Source organism: Anaerotignum lactatifermentans (assembly GCF_016902535.1).
Classification (GTDB): Bacteria; Bacillota; Clostridia; order Lachnospirales; family Anaerotignaceae; genus Anaerotignum; species Anaerotignum lactatifermentans_A.
Genome location: NZ_JACSNY010000003.1, coordinates 204,310 through 222,386, shown reverse-complemented (window position 1 = coordinate 222,386; position 18,077 = coordinate 204,310). Strand labels below are relative to the sequence as shown.

Annotated in this window: 22 protein-coding genes, 1 other RNA gene and 1 pseudogene; all 24 read right to left on the bottom strand. The window is 51.1% G+C overall.

Annotated features, from left to right (window positions below):
* Window positions 1-508 precede the first annotated feature (508 nt).
* A complete protein-coding gene (locus tag H9X84_RS03915) occupies window positions 509-1,624 on the bottom strand; it encodes a copper amine oxidase N-terminal domain-containing protein (protein ID WP_205133020.1) in 1,116 nt (371 codons plus the stop codon).
* 52 nt (window positions 1,625-1,676) lie between these two features.
* Window positions 1,677-2,852, bottom strand: coding sequence for a L,D-transpeptidase (locus tag H9X84_RS03910; protein ID WP_205133019.1), 1,176 nt, complete (start codon window positions 2,850-2,852; stop codon window positions 1,677-1,679).
* Between the two features lie 96 nt (window positions 2,853-2,948).
* Window positions 2,949-3,305: a transfer-messenger RNA gene (ssrA, locus tag H9X84_RS03905) on the bottom strand.
* A gap of 56 nt (window positions 3,306-3,361) precedes the next feature.
* Window positions 3,362-3,835, bottom strand: coding sequence for an SsrA-binding protein SmpB (gene smpB / locus H9X84_RS03900; RefSeq protein WP_205133018.1), 474 nt, complete (start codon window positions 3,833-3,835; stop codon window positions 3,362-3,364).
* A 109-nt stretch (window positions 3,836-3,944) separates the two neighbouring features.
* Entirely contained in the window at window positions 3,945-6,095 is a 2,151-nt protein-coding gene (rnr, locus tag H9X84_RS03895; protein WP_205133017.1) for a ribonuclease R, read from the bottom strand.
* Window positions 6,096-6,215: 120 nt separating this feature from the next.
* Window positions 6,216-6,458 (bottom strand): preprotein translocase subunit SecG, encoded by a 243-nt coding sequence (gene secG, locus H9X84_RS03890; protein ID WP_205133016.1) that lies wholly within the window; start codon window positions 6,456-6,458, stop codon window positions 6,216-6,218.
* A 158-nt stretch (window positions 6,459-6,616) separates the two neighbouring features.
* Window positions 6,617-7,186, bottom strand: a complete 570-nt coding sequence (locus H9X84_RS03885) for a putative phage tail protein (RefSeq protein WP_205133015.1) — start codon at window positions 7,184-7,186, stop codon at window positions 6,617-6,619.
* Entirely contained in the window at window positions 7,187-8,251 is a 1,065-nt protein-coding gene (locus tag H9X84_RS03880; RefSeq protein ID WP_205133014.1) for a baseplate J/gp47 family protein, read from the bottom strand.
* Window positions 8,244-8,657, bottom strand: coding sequence for a DUF2634 domain-containing protein (locus tag H9X84_RS03875; RefSeq protein ID WP_205133013.1), 414 nt, complete (start codon window positions 8,655-8,657; stop codon window positions 8,244-8,246). The genes H9X84_RS03880 and H9X84_RS03875 overlap by 8 nt, the downstream gene beginning before the upstream one ends.
* Entirely contained in the window at window positions 8,654-8,995 is a 342-nt protein-coding gene (locus H9X84_RS03870) for a DUF2577 domain-containing protein (RefSeq protein WP_205133012.1), read from the bottom strand. Before H9X84_RS03870 ends, H9X84_RS03875 begins: the two co-directional genes overlap by 4 nt.
* 1 nt (window position 8,996) lies before the next feature.
* Window positions 8,997-9,632 (bottom strand): hypothetical protein, encoded by a 636-nt coding sequence (locus tag H9X84_RS03865; protein ID WP_205133011.1) that lies wholly within the window; start codon window positions 9,630-9,632, stop codon window positions 8,997-8,999.
* A 144-nt stretch (window positions 9,633-9,776) separates the two neighbouring features.
* Entirely contained in the window at window positions 9,777-10,145 is a 369-nt protein-coding gene (locus H9X84_RS03860; protein WP_243423524.1) for a phage tail assembly chaperone, read from the bottom strand.
* A gap of 13 nt (window positions 10,146-10,158) precedes the next feature.
* Window positions 10,159-11,133: an XkdQ/YqbQ family protein gene (locus H9X84_RS03855; protein ID WP_205133009.1), complete on the bottom strand. Its 975-nt coding sequence runs from the start codon at window positions 11,131-11,133 to the stop codon at window positions 10,159-10,161.
* Window positions 11,130-11,789, bottom strand: coding sequence for a LysM peptidoglycan-binding domain-containing protein (locus H9X84_RS13250; protein ID WP_205133008.1), 660 nt, complete (start codon window positions 11,787-11,789; stop codon window positions 11,130-11,132). Before H9X84_RS13250 ends, H9X84_RS03855 begins: the two co-directional genes overlap by 4 nt.
* Before the next feature lie 15 nt (window positions 11,790-11,804).
* The gene (locus H9X84_RS03845) at window positions 11,805-12,140 is read right to left on the bottom strand and encodes a phage tail assembly chaperone (RefSeq protein ID WP_205133007.1); all 336 of its coding nucleotides are present in this window, start codon (window positions 12,138-12,140) and stop codon (window positions 11,805-11,807) included.
* A gap of 36 nt (window positions 12,141-12,176) precedes the next feature.
* Window positions 12,177-12,635 carry a phage tail tube protein gene (locus tag H9X84_RS03840; RefSeq protein WP_205133006.1) on the bottom strand — a complete coding sequence of 153 codons (459 nt, stop codon included), beginning with the start codon at window positions 12,633-12,635 and terminating at the stop codon, window positions 12,177-12,179.
* 13 nt (window positions 12,636-12,648) lie between these two features.
* Window positions 12,649-13,941, bottom strand: coding sequence for a phage tail sheath C-terminal domain-containing protein (locus H9X84_RS03835; RefSeq protein WP_205133005.1), 1,293 nt, complete (start codon window positions 13,939-13,941; stop codon window positions 12,649-12,651).
* Between the two features lies 1 nt (window position 13,942).
* A complete protein-coding gene (locus H9X84_RS03830) occupies window positions 13,943-14,116 on the bottom strand; it encodes a hypothetical protein (RefSeq protein WP_205133004.1) in 174 nt (57 codons plus the stop codon).
* Window positions 14,058-14,549 (bottom strand): phage tail terminator family protein, encoded by a 492-nt coding sequence (locus H9X84_RS03825; RefSeq protein ID WP_205133003.1) that lies wholly within the window; start codon window positions 14,547-14,549, stop codon window positions 14,058-14,060. Before H9X84_RS03825 ends, H9X84_RS03830 begins: the two co-directional genes overlap by 59 nt.
* Before the next feature lie 12 nt (window positions 14,550-14,561).
* Window positions 14,562-14,921, bottom strand: a complete 360-nt coding sequence (locus tag H9X84_RS03820; protein ID WP_205133002.1) for a hypothetical protein — start codon at window positions 14,919-14,921, stop codon at window positions 14,562-14,564.
* 15 nt (window positions 14,922-14,936) lie between these two features.
* Complete coding sequence (locus tag H9X84_RS03815) at window positions 14,937-15,239, bottom strand: hypothetical protein (RefSeq protein WP_205133001.1); 303 nt, start codon at window positions 15,237-15,239, stop codon at window positions 14,937-14,939.
* 15 nt (window positions 15,240-15,254) lie between these two features.
* Entirely contained in the window at window positions 15,255-16,175 is a 921-nt protein-coding gene (locus tag H9X84_RS03810; RefSeq protein WP_205133000.1) for a hypothetical protein, read from the bottom strand.
* Between the two features lie 12 nt (window positions 16,176-16,187).
* Entirely contained in the window at window positions 16,188-16,547 is a 360-nt protein-coding gene (locus H9X84_RS03805) for a phage scaffolding protein (protein ID WP_205132999.1), read from the bottom strand.
* A gap of 91 nt (window positions 16,548-16,638) precedes the next feature.
* Window positions 16,639-18,015 (bottom strand): annotated as a pseudogene (locus tag H9X84_RS03800) (phage portal protein); the annotation flags it as partial.
* Between the last annotated feature and the right edge of the window lie 62 nt (window positions 18,016-18,077).

Below are 18,077 nucleotides of genomic sequence, written 5' to 3'. Positions count from 1 at the left end.
ACAATCATTCGGAAATGATTTCAACCGCAAAATGGAAATAAAACCGTTATGTTTCTAACAAAATGCCTTTTGTGCGAATTGCTGTCAACAGCCTTGTACAAATAAATATTTTTATGCAAATTCTATTTCTTTTGCAGTTTTTGCCCACTTTTTCACTTTTTTATTTGTCAGACAAACTTTTATTGTCCCACTTTTTATTGTTTATGTTTTTATACAATATTCGCCACTTTGATAAAGCATAAACAAACCATGTTTTTTTCCCGTAAAAAAATTTAGTGGTGGAAAACATAGGCAAAAACAAGGAAATACAAGCGTCCGCCGTAAAAACACAAAGCATCCTTTGGGACGCATCTTTATAAGCAAATAAAAATCGCCGGGTTCTTTGCGAAGCATCTCAAAGGGCCCGACGATTTTATTATTTTGCATATTTCTCTGATAAAACAACCGCGCCTAAAAACGCAGAACACTCTCGTTCCTTTGCGCGTAAAACGGCTGTTTCCCCTTCCGATCAGATTCCCAAAAGGAAACGATACTTTTCTTTCCAAACAGACTGACTGAATTCAAAAGGCACAGGCACCGAAGTATAGGTCCCATCCTCCATATTTTCCATGAGCATCAGTTCCTGTTCCGCGGAAATATAATAATTTTCCGTATTCTTCTCTGTGGCGTACGGCGCCAGACTTTCTGTCAAATTCTCCCCATTCGTCAGATCCGACAGGGTTACTTTCCGCTGTTCCAGAAGGTCTATATTGACACATTCCACTTCCAGTTTGCCGTCTGTTTCCTTTTCCCAGCAAAGGGAAAGAAAAGCGTCACTGCAATAGCCTTTCATAAAGCGAAGATGAACCTGCTTGGGCAAAGGCTCTTCCTGGGCGTCGTTATTCTCCGCTGTTTCTCCGCTCTCTTCCGAAGCTGCCGCTTCTTCCGCAGCAGCATCTTCCGCCGAAGCCTCAGAAGTGTCTTCTTCCATCTCTTCCTCCGGCAGGAAGGATGCGATGGCCTCTTCCGCGTATTCCTTCCAGCTATTGTTCAGATTTTTTTCAAAGCTGCCGTCATTCAATCCCACAACGACAGGATATTCCGCCGAATAACTCCGCTCTCCGTCTTCTCCGGAAATCACACAGCTGGCAATGACCGGCTGGCTGTTGTCTCCCGTCTGTATAGTCACCAGCTGCTGGTCGCTGTCCCAGATGACCTTTGTGGCAAAATATTCGGAAAACACATCCGATGTTACGTATAAACAGCCATTGATGGCCTCTACCTCTCTTTTCAGAGTGATATCATATCCGTTGAGCTGCGCTTCGCTGCTGCCGCGGTTCAAAAGCAGTTTTTTGCCATAATAGGAAATCTCCGTAGCTTTTTTCTCCGCATCCCAGGAAACACTGCCGCCCAGGCCTTCCACAACGTTACGCACCGGCAGCAACAGCACTTCCTCGTCATCATAGTACAAAGGCATATTCTCCATATCCGTCAGTGTCGTCGTATCCCCGGCCTGAGGCGTTTTATTCTGATTGACCTCCATTTCCACCTGCTGCTGTTTCGTCAGCTTCATGGAAAGGGCAATGGCGCCGCAGATCAGTACTGCCGCCGCCAAAACAATAATGGTCAGTTTTTTCCAACCCATTCTTCTCCCTCTTTCTGATGATTTCTCCCTGCGTCATACCATAGGGGCAAACTCAGGAAATCTCCTCTATGGCTTGCTCTATCCTGCGTCCTTCCCGAATCAGCTTTTCCCATCTTCCCGCAAAGGTATTGTCCTGCAGCAGGATGTTGGTTCTCTCATTTTTCTCCATGCTCCAGGAAATCGTAATGCCGGATATGTCAGCCAGATCCCGCAGTTTATAATAAGGAACGCCGTCATAGATGCAGTATTCCACTTCATAGCTTTTTTCTCCATATAAAAATGGAAGTTTGTCATTGGCCTTCCAGCTGGAAGATAAAGATGTGGGCAAAAGAAGATTTTTCTCAAAATACCCAAACACCATTTTGGCGTCCTCCGCCTTCAGATAATAACTGCCGCCGCCGTAAAACGCTTCCAGCCAGAAACTTGTCTCCGGATTTTTGACCGTTAGCTTCTCCAGTCTGGCATGGTCCGGCAGCTGGCTTCTCCAGGGATTGCTCAGGTCCGGATCTGTCGGGTCCCATCCGCGAAGTTCCATGTTGTTTACGTCAATGGTTACAGGCTCCTCCGGTGTAATGGGTACTGCTCCATCTTTCACAATCCGTACTGTCGTTCCGGAAGGGCAGTTGTCGTAAATCCATTTCGCGTCCTCCACCGTCAGTCGGACACAGCCCATAGACGCCGTGGTCCCCAGCTTATTGTATTCCAGATATTCCAAGGACCCCTTATCATACATTTCAAAATACGGCACAGAATGGAACAGAATGCTTCCTGTGATTCTTGTGGCATACTGCCCGAACACATTGCCGAACAGCGCCCGCCATTCATACTTGTCCGTAGTACGGAACACGCCCGTAGGGGTAGCCTTCCCCACCGAGCAAACAAACGCCCGGTCCGCCAGAGAATATTCCCCATTTTCATCAGCCCGGTACACCGTCACCACATTTTTGGAAAGATTTACCTCTATTTCATAAGGGAACCCTTCCGCCCGGGTGCTGTGTACGCTGTATATGCCGCAGCAAAGAAAAAATACCGCAAAAAAGCAGATACCCCTTAAGAAAATACCAGCTTTCCCGCTTCCCGCTCTTTCCAGGGGAACCGCGCCGGCAGTCTTTTCAGGAAAACAACTCCATTCACATTGGAATCTCCGACGTTCTGCGTGCCCCATGGATTCCGGTGACCTTTGTTTTCTTTTGAAGATGCCCCGAAACAGCATCCATCCTTTTCCCATTTATTTTCCCCCTTTTTTCGTCCTTTTCACCCATACTGTTTCCTCAAAAAAACGGCGCACAGACGGAGATAATCACCGCCCGAACGCCCGCTTTTTCCATGGAGATGAGGGGAGTCGAACCCCTGTCCGAAAACCCATCTGTAAGAACCTCTCCCATCACAGTCAGTCTATTGAAATTCCCGGGTCATAACGCCGAATGACAGGCTTTATGCCCCAGTAGCTTCATGAGTCTTTTTCCGCCGCAAAGCTTAAGCGAAAAAGTGCCCCGCCAGGTCGATGCCAAGCACCCGGACGGCAGGAAATCCGGGGTTGACAGCTGCCGCAATTAGGCAGCGTATGCTAATTTATTGTTGTCGTTTCTTTTTAAGAATTTTCCGGCTTGATGACGCAGTTCACCGGCCTGCGGATGGCTATCCCTACTTTCAAGACTCCCGTCGAAACCTTTACATCCCCCTATCCTCCTCCGCCGAAGCGGAGGACACTTTCGACAACCTTTGGAATCCTTCCTCTTACAAAGTAAGATTTCGTATTTTAAAATCTTTTTCCGCCTGACGCCGCATATCGTTTTTGGCGATGGTCTCCCGCTTATCATAAAGCTTCTTCCCTTTCGCCAGCCCAATATCCAGCTTTACCAGACTTCTGTCAAAATACACCTTCAGCGGCACAATGGTATATCCGGCCGCCTGCACTTCCATGGCCAGCTTACGGATCTGGTTTTTATGCAGAAGCAGACGCCTTGTGCGCAGTGGGTCTTTATTGAAGATATTCCCCTGTTCATAAGGACTGATATGCATATTATAGATGAAAGCCTCTCCATTTTCAATGCGGATATAGCTTTCCTTCAGACTGCACTTGCCTGCCCGCAGGCTTTTTACCTCCGTGCCCACAAGGGAGATCCCCGCCTGATACACTTCCTCGATAAAATAATCATGATATGCTTTTTTATTCTGCGCGATCAGCTTCGTTCCATTTCCCTTCGCCATTGGCCACACCTGTACTTTCTTTTTTTCCGCGACATTCTCTCGCAGGATGATTATATCATAATTTCCCCAAAAATCAAATGACGATTCTATTACAAAATCATCAATTTTCTTACATTTCCGCTTCGTCCTCTTCCACAAAGGCAAAATCCACCGTTCCCAGCTCCTTGGAAACCTTTGTCACCACAACCTGCACCTGGTCTCCCAGACGGTATGCCTTCTGGCTGCATCTGCCAACCACCTGCATGGTGCGCTCGTCGAAAGCATAATAATCATCGTCCATCTGCGACAACGCTACCATGCCTTCCACCGTATTTTCCAGTTCCACATAAATGCCCCAGTTGGTAACACCGGAAATAATGCCCCTATAACTCTGTCCGATCTTGTCCAGCATATATTCCACTTTCTTCAAATCGTCCGTATCCCGTTCCGCGTCCTCGGCGATTCGCTCTCTTCTGGAACAGTGCAGGGCAATCTCCGGCATTTTCTTCCGATAGTTTTCTTCCCGCTTTCCGGCCATCTCTCCCGCCAATATCAGCTTGATAAGACGATGGATCTCCAGATCGGGATACCGGCGGATGGGAGAGGTAAAATGGCAGTAATACTTTGCCGCCAGACCAAAATGGCCCTGATTGTCCGCCGTATATCTGGCCTGCATCATGCTCCGCAGCACCATACGGGTAATGATGCGTTCCTCTGGCTTTCCTTCCGCCTGGGATAATATCCGCTGGAATTCTCTGGGATGAATCTCCCCGTCCTTTTTCCGCACGTAGTAACCGAATCCCCGCAGAAACTGCTCCATCTTTTCCGTTTTCTCCTCATCCGGCTCCTGATGAGAACGGAATACAAAAGGCACTTCCTGCCAGAAAAAGCTCTCTGCCACGGTCTCGTTGCATACCAGCATAAATTCCTCAATCAAATTGGTAGCAATATTCCGGTCCTCCGGACGAATCTCCACCGGTTTTCCCTCTTCATCCAGAATGATCTTGGATTCCGGCAAATCAAAATTCACGGAACCCCGCCGTTTCCGTTTTTCGCCCAGAATCTGCCGCAGTTCATTCATTTCCTCCAGCATGGGGACGATCTCGGCGTATTTTTCCAGAAGCTCCGGCGTTTTGTCCTCCAGAATTTCCCTGACCGCCATATAGGTCATACGATAATTGGAATAAATCACAGAATTGACAATACGATAATGCGCCACATTTCCTTTTTCATCAATCTCCATGATACAGCTCATGGTCAACCGGTCTGTCTCCGGATTCAGAGAACAAATGCCGTTGCTCAGCTTATGGGGCAGCATAGGAATGACCCGGTCCACCAGATATACACTGGTGCCTCTGGCATAAGCCTCTTTGTCCAGGGGCGTTCCTTCCGGTACATAATGAGACACGTCCGCAATATGAACCCCCAGCTCGTAATTCCCGTTGTGCAGTTTCCGTAAAGATACAGCGTCATCCAAATCCTTGGCATCCGCCCCATCGATGGTGATGGTCAGTACATCCCGCAAATCCTCTCTGCCTTCCTTGTCCTCTTCCCGCACTTCCGTCTCCAGATTTTGAATCTGGTCATAGACTTCCCCGGGAAATTCCACCGGCAGCTCATAACGTCGGATCACAGACAGAATATCCACGCCGGGATCGTTGATATGCCCCAGAATCTCAGTGATCTTTCCTTCGGGATTCCTGCGCTCATCGCCGTAATCGGTGATCTCCACCACTACTTTATGACCGCTGACTGCGCCCATACTGTCCTCTCTGGCAATAAAAATATCCTTGCCGATCTTCCTGTCGTCAGCAATGACAAAACCAAATCCCTTTCCCTGTTCATAGAGTCCCACAATACGGTTCAGCCCCCGCTCCAACACCTTGATGATAACGCCTTCGGCCCGTTTCCCGCCGCCGCTGCGTCCTGTCACCTTATACAGCACCTTGTCCTGCTGCATGGCGCCGTTTGTTTCCGCCGCCGGGATAAATACATCCTCCCCGCCGTTTTCCGGCGCAACGAAACCAAATCCCTTGGCATGGGAAAGGAAAGTACCCCTTGCCATCTGTAGCGCCCGAGGGGAAGCCAGCTTGCCTTTTTTTGTCTCAAAAACGCTGCCTTCCTCCTTCAATTCTTCGATCATCCGATCAAAATCTTCCCGGTCCTCCTCCGGCACCTCCATCAGCCGCCGAATCTCTTTTCGTTTCATAGGCGTATAGGCTTCCGTCTCCATCAACGCCAGTATTTTTTCTTTTCGAATGGTCCAAATATCTTTCTCCATGATTCCCTCCTTTGCCACACAGACATCCCCATCCAAAGGAAATTGCTTTTTCCCATATTTTTTCCGTTTTCTCCGTTTTCTTACAAAAAAAGAGACGCATTTCTGCATCTCTTATCTTTCTCAGCCTACCAGGTTGATGACAAAAGCAATAATCATGAACAGGGCGCCGCCGATCTTTGTGTATCTTTCCAAAGCGCCTTCCATGGAACTGCCTTTATTCTTGCTCCAGTATGTGTCGCCGCTGCCGCCGCCGCTGATAGCGCCCAGGCCTGCGGAACGCTTGGACTGAAGCAGGATGATGATACAAAGCAATACAGATAAAATAAGCAAAACTACGGATAAAACCAAACTGATGGTCGCCATTTTTGAAACCTCCTATATTTTTCCCTTAATAAAACGGGCCTATTCTTTCACACAGTATCAATATTCTATCACAAAACCCCTGACTCCGCAAGGATTTTTTTCTATTCCCGGAAAAAATATATTCCGGATTTTTCAAAACAAATTCGACCCTCCGCAATTTATTCCTTCTTCCGCTCATAGGCCGCCAAATCCTCATAAGGAATCTGTCCATAGGTCCATCCCGACTGTTTCAGCTGCCCATGAGTCAGCCAGCCTACCTTCCTGTGCGGGTTGACATCCAGCAGTACCTCCAGCACAATATTCGCAGGAATACGGCTGCGCAGCCATTCATATACCGCTGCCCGTTTTTCCTTTTCCGCCAGCCGCAGTACAATTTTCAGCAAATATTGGTCATACCGTATTTCCGCCTGATATCCCGTTTCCCCACAGTAACCGTCCAGCCAGTCCAGTACCATAAAATAGGTATATGGCGTACGGCTGCTCCAATAAGAAAGCACTCTCTCCCGCATCTTTTCAATTTCTTCCTCCGGCTCCACACGAAGTCCCATGAACGCCGCTCTGCGCAGAAGCCCTTCTCTGCACGAGGTCAGAATCCATTGGCTTTGCTCCGTTTCTGCCTTTGCCTGTGCCTCTTCTTCCAAAATGCCGCCTTCCAATTCCGCCAGCTTCCGAAACTGCGCATATTCCAACAGCATTGGCGGCACATATTTCTCATACCTGTTTTCCACTCAGACCACCTCAATCTCTCCCAGTACCGGGATTTCTGTTTCCTCCAGAATCAGATTCTGCGCCTGATGGCAGATTGTGGTATTCTGAATATCCACCACACCGAATACCTCCAGCGCTGCCGATTCCAAATAACTGATCCGCACTGCCAGCCGTTCGCTGTCTGCCCATTTTTTTCGCAGACTCAGAAAATACTCCTCCCACGCCGCTTTTATTTTTTCCAGAATATCCTCTAATACAGCATTCTCCTCCAAAGTCAGTTCTGTGGTAATCTCACACGCCTTTTCCTCCGCCGCTTCCACGGTGACCTTATGGCCCACCGGCGCGATGCCGTAGCCCAGCCCCCGCTGCTGCGGATCAATCTGTGTCTGTATTTCCTCCAGTTCCTTTTCTGTGGGCTTTCTCCATCCTCTGTCCAGCACCACCAGTTTCACCGTACCGCCGCCGTTCCAGATAGGATAGACCTTTACGCCGCCCACGCCTTCCAGCGCCATGACCTTCTTCCTGTAATCGGCCACATTTCCGCCAAAGGCGTCTGCGGTAAAACTGTCCATGTACCGTCCGCGCAGTACCTCGTCCTCTTCCTCATCCTCGCCGTCGGTCCGCAGTTCCTCCAGCTCAGCCACAGCCAATCCTTCCAGATGCTGTACCGGCAGCAATTCTCCCAGAAAACTGTTGCCAATCTCTCCCGCAGTCTCGCATTCCAGCACATAGCGGCCGTTTTCCTGCCCTGTCACACAGTAATAGAGTCCCTCCAGATAAAACCGTTCGCCCGTTTCCAAAGGGTATCCCGCGCCTTCTCCATCCAGAAATTTCCCGTAAAATGTAGCTTTTACCGCTTCCTTCCGCCAGATGCCCCGTTCGGCGCATCTTCTGGTCAAATCCTCGCCTGTGGCTGTATCGGCAAAGGTCCGGTCCATCAGCATTTCCAGATCCGCGTAAAAAGAAGCACTTTCCGCCGCGTTGGGTGCCATAGCGTCAAAAATCAGACTGCCCTGCCGTTTGTCTCTCTTATCTGAGATCATAGCCAGCTTTCTGGCCATCAAACCCTCGTAATCCTCAAACATATGCCGTTTCCACCTTTCTTTCCAGCTCTATGGTTCCCAATTCCGTTTCCGCCTGAAAACGCACCGCCAATGCCCCCTGTTCCTCTGAAAACTGGAAATCCTCCACGGAATTCACCCTGTCATCGGCCAGCAATGCTTCTCGGATGCGCTTTTCCACCTCCGGGATCACATATGCCGCCGGTCTGCCATACAGATCCGCCAGCTCCACGCCGTATTGAAAATCATAGATCAAATACCGGTACCGCTCCGTCATCAATATCTTGTAAATGGCCTGTTTTATGGCCTCCAAACCGTCTGCATTTCCTCTGATTTCCCCTTTTGTCTCCATCATGGCATAGGTCAGAGACGGCATCTTTTTTTCCTCTACCGTCTCCAGCAATACCACGCTTTCTCTCTTGGGTATCATTCTTCTCCCCCTTTCGCCGCTCTGTCCAGCACCACATACTGCTGCCCGCCAGACGCTTTGACCAGAATCACCTTTTCCCCCTGTTTCAGACCGTTCCGCCGGATCAAACGGTATTCCGACCAGCGGTCCGGTTCATTTTCCGTCCAGATTCTGGCCTGCCCCCGTTCTTCGTGGTCTGTTACACTCCTGGCCAGAACCAGAAACCTTTCTGTCAGCTCCGGCCCATCCTCCTGCCGGATCACCAGAGGGGATACACTGCTCACTGTCCCAATGGTAAAATCCGCCAGACTCTCCTTATCCACCGCGTCCAGCGCCAGCTGCTTCATGATTTCCAGCATCCTATCTCCGCCTTTCTATTCTGCTGCGTCCCATGGAACGGGCTTCCCACAGCTTCTTCGTCATCTCTTCCATGACCTTGTCCACATCCGCTGTCTCCCGGATCTGTCCAATATGTATTGTCACGTTCTGCCCGCTGTCTTTCTCCCGTATTTCAGAAAAATATCGGCTCATCTCCTCCAGTGCCGTTCTTTCTTTGTTCTCCCGTCTCATGTCCGCGAAAAATAAATTCCCAACACTTCTTTGTCTGTCCTTTTCCTCTTTCTGCCGGGAAAACAGCTCCCGTCTGCTGATTTCCTTTCCAAAACGCCGCTCTCCCTTTGTCTCGTTGCGTATTTGCACCCCATTTTCCCCGAAAAAAAGCGTTTTTGGGTGATGTTCTCCTGCCGTTTTTCCCGCGGAAGGCCGCCAAAAGACACGTTCCAGCCGTTCCGCCTGCCGTTCCCGCTCTTTTTGAAGAACCGCCGTCCGAAAAAAAGACTGTTTTTCCTGAACAGTGGTCCTTTCCTTCTGAAAAACAGATCGCCGCTCTCCCAGATGCCTTTTCTCTGCCGTTTCCCAGATACCGGGGCCTCGTTTTCTCTTTTCTTTTTCTGTCGCCTGCATCAGGCGAAAAAACAGACTTTTCTTTTTTCGCAATGTGTCATCCCTTCTTTGCCCCTTCTTCCAGTTCCAGCTCAATCACAGCGCACAAAAACATTCTTTCCGCCAGTTCCATTTTGGCCCATTCTCCCGGCCGTATTCCATAGTGCCGGAGGGCATAGCAGGCATAATCCGCCTCATCTACGCCCTCCCGAATGAGTTTTTTGCCGTTTCTTTTCTCTCCTGTTTCCGTTCTCTGTACCCATTCAGCTCCAGCACCGCCTCCAGCAGCCGCAGATATTCCCCGGGCGTCAGCATCCTCTGCAAAAGTTCCTCCTTGCTGTCTGCCCCATAGCTTTCCCACAGCTTCCTGTCAGAAAGATCCGGCGCGCATACCGCCGCGGCGCAAAGCCCCGCGTACTGCTCTTCCTCCACGTCCGCCGTCAGTTCTTCCTCCCGCAGCGCCCGGATTCGCCATAAGGCCGGTCCATCCTCCTGCCGAAACCGTTCCGATACCAGAATCTCCCGCTCTCCGGGCAGGTAGGCCGCCTCCTGAAAAAAGGCTCTCATTTCTTCCACTTCCTCATCCCTCCACTCTGATCTCCATGCTCATTTTATGACTGCCGTCCTCATAAACATGGGTACACTTTTCCACCAGTACCTTCTGCTCTACGCCAATCTCCGCCAGATCGGGAATGGATAAATAAATGGAATTACCTCCCCGGATATCCAGATCCCCGTTGACATTCTCCACCACCAGCGTCTTTTTCACCCGACACTGCTTCTCCAGTATCCCCCGGGCGATTTCTTTCATCTGTGCCTGATTCAAGGTAAAGGCCACATGCCGGTAGGCATACAGCCTGCCCCATTCCTCTACCTTTTCGCTGTTTTCCTGCTGGTAGGCCAGCCGCTCCGTCTCCTTCCGACCTGCCTGGTAAAGCCGTACCCCATTGACGGTATCCTCGCTGATATCTGTCACATAGGTATAGCTCCCCACACCGCCGTCACAGCAGAATACCCCCGCTGTGTCCATCTGGCTTCGCTCCTTTACGGTCAGTCTGCCGCAGTCGTCAAAAAGAAAGTATTCCTTTCCCGTAGCCTCCTCTGACAATTCCAGTGCTGTCAGCATCATGTCCAGCAGCGTCTGCCCTTCCTCAATGCGCTGTGGAATCTTCCAGCCCGTATCCGCCATCGTCCCCACCGCCAGACCATAGTCCGACGCGATCATGGAAATGACCTCCGAGGCTTTCTTATCCCAGTAAACATAAGTCCCCCTGTTCTTTGCCAGATAAAACATCTGGTCATAGGCCGTCACCTCTATAATCTGCTCCTGTGTTCTCTCCTTTGTCATGACCCAGCCCACAAAACGAAGAATACCGTCCGTATAAAACTGAACCTTATCCCCTTCCACAAAATTGATAATGCCGTCCCGTACCACGGAGAACCGCAGTCTGCCTGCCTCTCCCCGCATACTGCTTTCCCACGCCACACCATCGGTCACAATGCTGGTTGCGTCATAAACGGTCTGATTATGCTCCAATAGCAGCCGAATGTTCATAACTGCAGCACCTGCCCCGGATAAATCAGATTTGGATTACTGATACCGTTTTTCGCGGCAATCTCCTTATACTTTGCGCCGCTGCCGTAATTCTTCCGGGCGATGGTCCAAAGACAGTCCCCCTTCTGTACGGTATAGGTTTTTGGCGTCTCCTTTTCTTCTCTTTGGGCCCCCGAAGCGGACAGAATGGTTTTGTCCCCTTCCTGTGCGGCCTCATACTTCACGCTTTTCGCTTCTTTGTATTCCCGTAGCAATATCTCCACCCAGAGATCTCCCTGTTCTCCGCCTTTTTCCGTAATCTCCAGATCCTCCAACGCCATCTGCAAATTTTCGCAAAAAATCTGACTGCCGTCGGCCAGCCGCCGGAATACCAGAAACTGTACGGGCTTTTTGGCCTGCTGAAATTCCTGTAAAAGCCCCCAAAAATAAGAAGGCTCATGAAATCCGTCCTCCACCTGCACAAAATGGTACTGCCTGCCGGGAAAAAGGGCCGTAAAGCGGATTTCCCGCAGATTGGGATACCGCAGCAGATTCATCTGCCCCATCTGCAAAATAGAAACCAGCTTGTTCCCGCTTCCCGTTTTGCTCTCCATCCGGGCGGGCGTCACAGGGAACAGAAACTGCTTTTCTCCCTGCTTTAAATAAAATCGGTACACCTGCTCCCCTCCTTGTTATCCGTTGATTTCCTCCACCGCCTCCTGCAGCATGGCGAATTCTCCCGCCGTCAGCATCTTCTCCAAAAGCCGCCCCGCCCCCAGAACGCCATAGCTGTCCTGCAAAGCGGCGTCTTTCAGATCGGGGAATACCACGCAGGCCGCAATGACCTCCGCCAGATATTCCTTTTCCCGCCACATCCTGCTGTTCTGTATTTCCACATTTTCCTTCTGACTCATGGCCCGGATGCGCCACGGAAGCTCTCTGCCTTCCTCCTGGAAACGGCCGGATATCAATATTTCCTTTTCTCCCATGGGAAGAGCTTTCTCCTTTAAAAAAATACTCTGTTCCATGCTTCCTCCTTTCTTCCCTCCGCCCACCCAGCTTTTTTATGATAATTCCGCGAATTTGTCCAGCAGATCCACGTCTCCGAAGGTAAAGGAAATCTCCTCATCCATAGCCGCCTGATTTACGTCCAGCTTGGAGATCACCATTTCGTCAATATTCACGTCCTTCAGCAGTACCGTCTGCTTTCCTGTGGCCCCGCTGGGGTCCTCATTGGTAATCATCAGTTCAAAATAAGTATCCACCCCATCCTTCATGTATTTGAGCATCAGCTCACGAAAGAGACTGGAAACATAATACGCTGTCATTTTCCCGCTGCCTTCCCAGCCGCCGCTTTTCTGCTGTTTCCCTGTCATACCCAGAATGGGGATCTCCGTTTTCGTCTTTTTCACCGACGCGGTCACGTTCTTCACCTGCATCAGCTCATACCGCTTGCCGTCAATGATGGCAAAACAGGTGCCCAACGCGCCGTTTACCGTATCCTTTGCCCTTAAATAGCCCATGCCGTTCCTCCTTTTACACTACTTCCACTCTCATGTACAGCTTTTCCATGGCATCGGTGGGCTGTACGTTTTCGTAGACCACAACATCCTGCTTTTCTGTGCCCTGAGTGACTGTTACATCCTCCGCCGTAAAATTCTCAATGGCCTCTATCTGCTGCAGCTGTTCATGATAAGCCAGAATTTCCGCCTTCAGCAGATTCCGTCCGTTGGCGTTGTTGCTGCGCTTGCCCAGATAATAGTCGCTGAAGATCCTCGCCACATCATTGGCGATGCTGTCCAGTACCCGCACCACTCTGTTTGAGGAAAAATCGCTGTTCTTGTTGCTCTCAAAGGAAGTAAAGGTATTGATATCCCGCAGAACACGAATTTCTCCACCGTCATCATAAAACAGGAATTTCCCGCTCTGGATGCCTTCCTCAAAATTCCTCTTGGAATCCTTGGCGTCCACCGCATACTCCCCGTCATATTTCCGGTTGGTCAGACTTTCGTTCACCTGTGCGCCCGCCTCCATGCCTGCTGTCCAGTACACCAGCTCCGGCGCTGTTCCTACGGAAATCACGCCTTCATAGTCCGCCTTGCAGTAATCATAAAGCACCGTTACAAATTTCACGCCTTCCTCATCCCGCAGACGCTTCGTAAAATTCACAAACAGCTTTTTGGTGATTTCATCGCTGCCTTCATAGGCCAGCACTGTAAAAGCTTCCTTTTCCGCTGCCTTCAGCATCCCTTCGTAAGCGCTGCCGTCCACCTCTCCGGAAGCGCCGCCCGCCAAAGGCTCGCCAACGGTCTCCTCCGGCTGCCCTGTACCGGAAAATACCACAAACTTGTTTTCTTCCAGTTCCTCAATGGTTGCCACTGTCTGACTGTCCACCAGCTCCAGATCCAGATAGGTCATCACATCATATAAACCTTCCTGATCCACATTTTCCGCCACGGTGATACGAAGGTCATTTCCTCTTTCGCCGCTGTATTTTGCCGTTGCCGTCAGACTTCCTCTGGTCAGCGCCGCCTTCTGTCCTCCATTCAGACGATAGATCAGCGCCGTTTTTGCCCCCAGAAACAATTCTCTCAGATCTTTCATCTTCTCATGGCTGTATCCATAGCCAAAAACATCTCTGCATCCCAGCTGGAATTCCTCCACGTCCACACAGATCATGCCTTCCTCGCCCCAATCCAGTGCCATGCCCATGCATACAATGCCTCTCTCGCCCAAAGTGCCCATGGCTCTTGGTCTGGAAACAAAATTGATGTACGCTCCGGGCAGTACCTTGTTCTGCACCAAAAAGGTGCCTCCGCCTAATGCCATATTATTTCTCCTTTCCTACATTCCCCTGTCTGCGGTAAGCCGCCATGGCCTCTTCCGCTTCCTCTCTGGTATATTGTTTCTCTGCCGCCAGCACCGCCAGCAACAGGTCTCTGTCCTCACGAAACCTCTGACTGGCCGCCAGCTGTTCCCTGCTGAATTTCGCCGTCCTGCTCATATCCCACGACCTTTCTCCCGTTGTATTCCAGCCGCTGCATCAAAATCTCCTCTTCCTGCCGAATCATATGCCATACATAGCATACCTGAAACACCAGCTTTCCTTCCTTCATCTCATGGCTCATAGACTGGGCGCAGAATTTCTCACTTCCGCCTATGATCCATAGACAGTCATACAGCCCGTCCGCCACTGCCGCCGCTTCTTCCCGTCCGGCCCGACGATCCTCTGTATGATAGACCACCTCCAGCGTCAGACGCATCTCCCGCCGTTGGCCCAGTAGCCGCTTCTGCGTACATTCCTTCTGGGTCACAGTAAAGCAAGGCGTTTTGATCTTCTGCGGCGCTTCCTCTCCATACACCGTCAGGGAAAAATAGTCGTGTATTTCCTTTATGGCGGCCTCCTTCACCACATTCTGCCAATCCTGCCGTTCCATGCTCCGCCTCCTTTAAAAGGGACTGCGGCTGGTCAGCACCGCTTCTCTGTGGGTCTGATAATCCACGCTTTCCCCCGCCGTATAAAACACCGCCACACGTCCACTTTTTTTCGTTACTTCCACCTGACTGCCCGGGCCAATCCATTCCTCCGCCGGATACAGAAGAATGGCCTCTTTCTGCCCATAAGCCAGCAGCCCTTCCAGTTCTGTGCCTTCTCCCGCCTCCACCAGACGGCAGACCATCTCATAAGGCTCCTCCAGCACAAAACGATCCTCTCCCCAGGCTGTCGTTTCCGTATGGTATTCCGTCACACTGCATCTGTCGCAAAATCTTCTTTCTACGGCTTTTTTCGCCGCCTGCCAGGTTGCCATGTCCCCATCTCCTTTCTACCAGCCCGCTTTCCGGAACCGATCCAGTTCTTCCCGAAACGCAAGGAGCAGTTCTCCCTCTTTTTTCTCGTAAAACTCCACCGAAACATTTCCTTCCTTGATGGATTTCAGCCCTTCCGCGCCGTCATAGATCGCCAGCGCCAGTGCGGTACAGACCGATTCCAGTTCCGTTGGTATCTCTTTTCTATTGCAGTATGCCTGCACCATATCCACACTTCTTTGGGCCGCGAAGGCAAGGGCGGCCTCTTCCGCCGCCTCCGCCCGCAGCTTTCGCAGCTGTTCCATGATATTTTCCTTCATGTCCGCCTCGCCGCCTTACGCATTGTTTACACTGACCAGAATCCCTTCCATACCGTTGTCGGTGATCCAAAGATCATGATACTTTCTGTAATCAATCTTCCATGCATTAGCACTCTGGTTGGTCATAGGGTCAAAAATTCTGGTCACATCTGTTTTGGATACGGCAATGGGCGCGTGACGCACGGCAATGATCCAGTTGATGTCCTTGGCGTCTGCCGCAGGCGCAAAGCCGCCGTCCTCCTGGCTTTCGCTGACGCCGTCGTTAAAATCGTATTTCGTTTTCAGTCTGGCGGAGGGCACACGGATCACAGGGCACTGGTCGATCTCCTTAACCTTCAGATGCACGCCGCCCTGTACAAATTCGCCGCTCTGGATCAGCTGGCTGTCCCCCTTGGCCTGATCCAGCATCCCCGCTGTTTTGGCGGACATGGTAATGACGATTTCCGCGCCGTCGCCTACCACATCACGAATTTGTGTAATATCTCCCAGCAGTGTCTGCCAGATGGTATCTACCGCAGGAGTATATTCCTTCTGCTTGCCTGCCTTCGCCGCCGCTGCCGCAATGGCGCTGTAACGGTAGGCGTCAATTTCCGGAATCACCTTTGTTCTCTGAAACTCTCCCATGACATTGCCTGCCACAGCGGCAAAATTGGTCTCATCCACATCCATAGCGTCTACCTGGAAGGCTCTGCCTCTGTCCTGGGTCAGCTTTCTTGTCTCATAGGCCACTGTCACGCCGCCTTTTACAAAACCGTTTTCTCTGTCATAATTCCCCAGACCGCTCATCTGCATTTTAGGGATTTTCACCTCCGCGCCGCCGCTGTACTGCACCTGTCCCGCGTTGGCCTCCATCCAGCCGGAGGTAGAATTTTCCACCATCTGACTGTCCAGCTCCTGCATAAACACTGCCGCGTATTCCATTGTATTCAAACTCATGCTCTCTCCTCCTTATCTTCTCAGTCCGCTTTTGAACTGTCTGGCGATCTCGCTTTCCTTCTTTTTCTGCTGGCTGGCGGCAAAGCCGGTGCCCACTGTCTTTTCCTTTCGTTCCACGAACAGATAAGGCGCCTCTGCCTTCACCTGTGCCAGCGCTTTGTCAATGCCTGCCAGCCCTGTTTTCTCGTCAAATTCCATTTCGTCCAGCTCCATCAGCGCCAGCACTGCCTTGGCGTTTCTGCCGCCGGCCTCCAGCACTGCCTTTTGTGCCGCCGCTGTTTTTTTCACGTCCAGCAGTTCCTGGGCCGCTTCTTCCTTTTGCGCCGTCAGCAGTTCGTTTTTTTCCTCCAGCAGACGGCATCTTTCCTCCATTTCCGCCATCCGGCCTCTGATTTTTTCCGCCACCTCTGCCGATACGCCCATTTCCATCCACATTTCCTCTGTCATATCCTTTCTCCTTTCTCTCTTCCTCCAGCTGGAGCATCTCCCTGTTCACATCCTCCACAAAGGGATGTCTGCCCAGCAGTGTCTTTTCGCTGACCAATCCTTCCGACTCCCGGATCATCTGCACTGTTTCCAGATCGTCGGTAATGCCGCTGGTGTTTAACAGTACCTGAATATCTCTCCAATCCCGCTGTCCCTGGTCTCTTCTGTTCCAGTCCTCCGTCGCGAACCGCAGGAATTCCTTCACAGCCCGCCGGATCTCCGGCACGATCTCATTGATTTTCAGATAAAACATGGCGTACTGAAACTGCAGTGCCACGCCGCTGGGGGCCTTTCCCCAGTTCTCACTGTCCGTGTCTACCCCCATACCAAAATGAAAAATGTCCTTTCGCAGTGCTTTCATCCAGCTTAATCTGCCCTCCACAGGCAGATTCACCTGCTTGGCCTCCACCCGGCCGCTGGTGTCGCTGATCTGTACTGCTTTATTGATCTGTAACTTTTTGGCAATGGCGCCTGCCGTTTCCCCGCCGTACCCTTGGATCACCCAGTACAGGTCTACCAGATCCAGCAGGTTGTTGGTCCCTTCGCTGCTGATATAGTCATAGGCGTCAATGAGCCCTTTTACCAGTTCCAGATCCGTCATCTGCCGGCTGTTGTTGTATAGCGGCACAAAAGGCACTCTTCCCCAGCTGTGGGCCACACAGACGGTTTCCTCTTCGTCCTCGGTCCGGCTCACCTGCCAGTGGGGCAGATTCCGCTCCCGCAGAAACACCCCCTTGTCGTTTTCCGTGTAATAGGTCACGTCCTCCTTTGTCCACCATTCCACTTTCCGTCGAAGACGTTCCTTTCCGTCCTCCAGCACCGTAATGTCATAGTAGCGGATGGCCTCCACCATCTCCTTCTGATGAACCTCGTCATAAAAAACGATCATTTCCTCTGCCGGCACAATGCAGTAGCGCAGTTCTCCTTCCTCATCATAGTAAACATGCAGATACTCCACGCCTTTGTTGGCGGCTCCCACCACCCACTGATACAGGGTACGGTTCATTTCCTCGTCGCAGAATCTTTCCAGTTCCTCCGCAAATCCTTTCTGTCCGCCCTTTACCGTAATGGTAGGCTCCCGCCCCACCAGATAAGCAGCCTTCTGCACCACCAGCGTATGGTGAAAGGGATTGACGCAGTGATGGTTGCTGCGGTTGGGATTGTAGAAATTCCGCAGCACCTCGCCTTCTCCCTCCGGCGATTCCGAAACGGGCTTCTTCCGAAAATCCTCCCGCAAAATATCGTGTGCGCAGCGGAAATACCGCTCCCCCTCCCGCATCTTCTTTTTCTCCTCGCTGGACTGGTCGGAAAGCAGGATCTCCTCTAAAATCCGGCTTTCGCTGAGCCTGCCCATTGCCGAAAGCCTTGCCTTCAGCAGTTCCATTTCCGATAGATACATCTTTTCCTCCTTCTTTC

Coding starts and splice junctions, on each gene's coding strand:
- H9X84_RS03915 (WP_205133020.1), bottom strand. CDS start 1,624: ATGGGTTGGAAAAAACTGACCATTATTGTTTTGGCGGCGGCAGTACTG.
- H9X84_RS03910 (WP_205133019.1), bottom strand. CDS start 2,852: ATGGGAAAAGGATGGATGCTGTTTCGGGGCATCTTCAAAAGAAAACAA.
- smpB (WP_205133018.1), bottom strand. CDS start 3,835: ATGGCGAAGGGAAATGGAACGAAGCTGATCGCGCAGAATAAAAAAGCA.
- rnr (WP_205133017.1), bottom strand. CDS start 6,095: ATGGAGAAAGATATTTGGACCATTCGAAAAGAAAAAATACTGGCGTTG.
- secG (WP_205133016.1), bottom strand. CDS start 6,458: ATGGCGACCATCAGTTTGGTTTTATCCGTAGTTTTGCTTATTTTATCT.
- H9X84_RS03880 (WP_205133014.1), bottom strand. CDS start 8,251: ATGTTTGAGGATTACGAGGGTTTGATGGCCAGAAAGCTGGCTATGATC.
- H9X84_RS03875 (WP_205133013.1), bottom strand. CDS start 8,657: ATGATACCCAAGAGAGAAAGCGTGGTATTGCTGGAGACGGTAGAGGAA.
- H9X84_RS03870 (WP_205133012.1), bottom strand. CDS start 8,995: ATGCTGGAAATCATGAAGCAGCTGGCGCTGGACGCGGTGGATAAGGAG.
- H9X84_RS03860 (WP_243423524.1), bottom strand. CDS start 10,145: ATGAGAGCCTTTTTTCAGGAGGCGGCCTACCTGCCCGGAGAGCGGGAG.
- H9X84_RS03855 (WP_205133009.1), bottom strand. CDS start 11,133: ATGAACATTCGGCTGCTATTGGAGCATAATCAGACCGTTTATGACGCA.
- H9X84_RS03845 (WP_205133007.1), bottom strand. CDS start 12,140: ATGGAACAGAGTATTTTTTTAAAGGAGAAAGCTCTTCCCATGGGAGAA.
- H9X84_RS03840 (WP_205133006.1), bottom strand. CDS start 12,635: ATGGGCTATTTAAGGGCAAAGGATACGGTAAACGGCGCGTTGGGCACC.
- H9X84_RS03835 (WP_205133005.1), bottom strand. CDS start 13,941: ATGGCATTAGGCGGAGGCACCTTTTTGGTGCAGAACAAGGTACTGCCC.
- H9X84_RS03830 (WP_205133004.1), bottom strand. CDS start 14,116: ATGAGCAGGACGGCGAAATTCAGCAGGGAACAGCTGGCGGCCAGTCAG.
- H9X84_RS03825 (WP_205133003.1), bottom strand. CDS start 14,549: ATGGAACGGCAGGATTGGCAGAATGTGGTGAAGGAGGCCGCCATAAAG.
- H9X84_RS03820 (WP_205133002.1), bottom strand. CDS start 14,921: ATGGCAACCTGGCAGGCGGCGAAAAAAGCCGTAGAAAGAAGATTTTGC.
- H9X84_RS03815 (WP_205133001.1), bottom strand. CDS start 15,239: ATGAAGGAAAATATCATGGAACAGCTGCGAAAGCTGCGGGCGGAGGCG.
- H9X84_RS03810 (WP_205133000.1), bottom strand. CDS start 16,175: ATGAGTTTGAATACAATGGAATACGCGGCAGTGTTTATGCAGGAGCTG.
- H9X84_RS03805 (WP_205132999.1), bottom strand. CDS start 16,547: ATGGAGGAAAGATGCCGTCTGCTGGAGGAAAAAAACGAACTGCTGACG.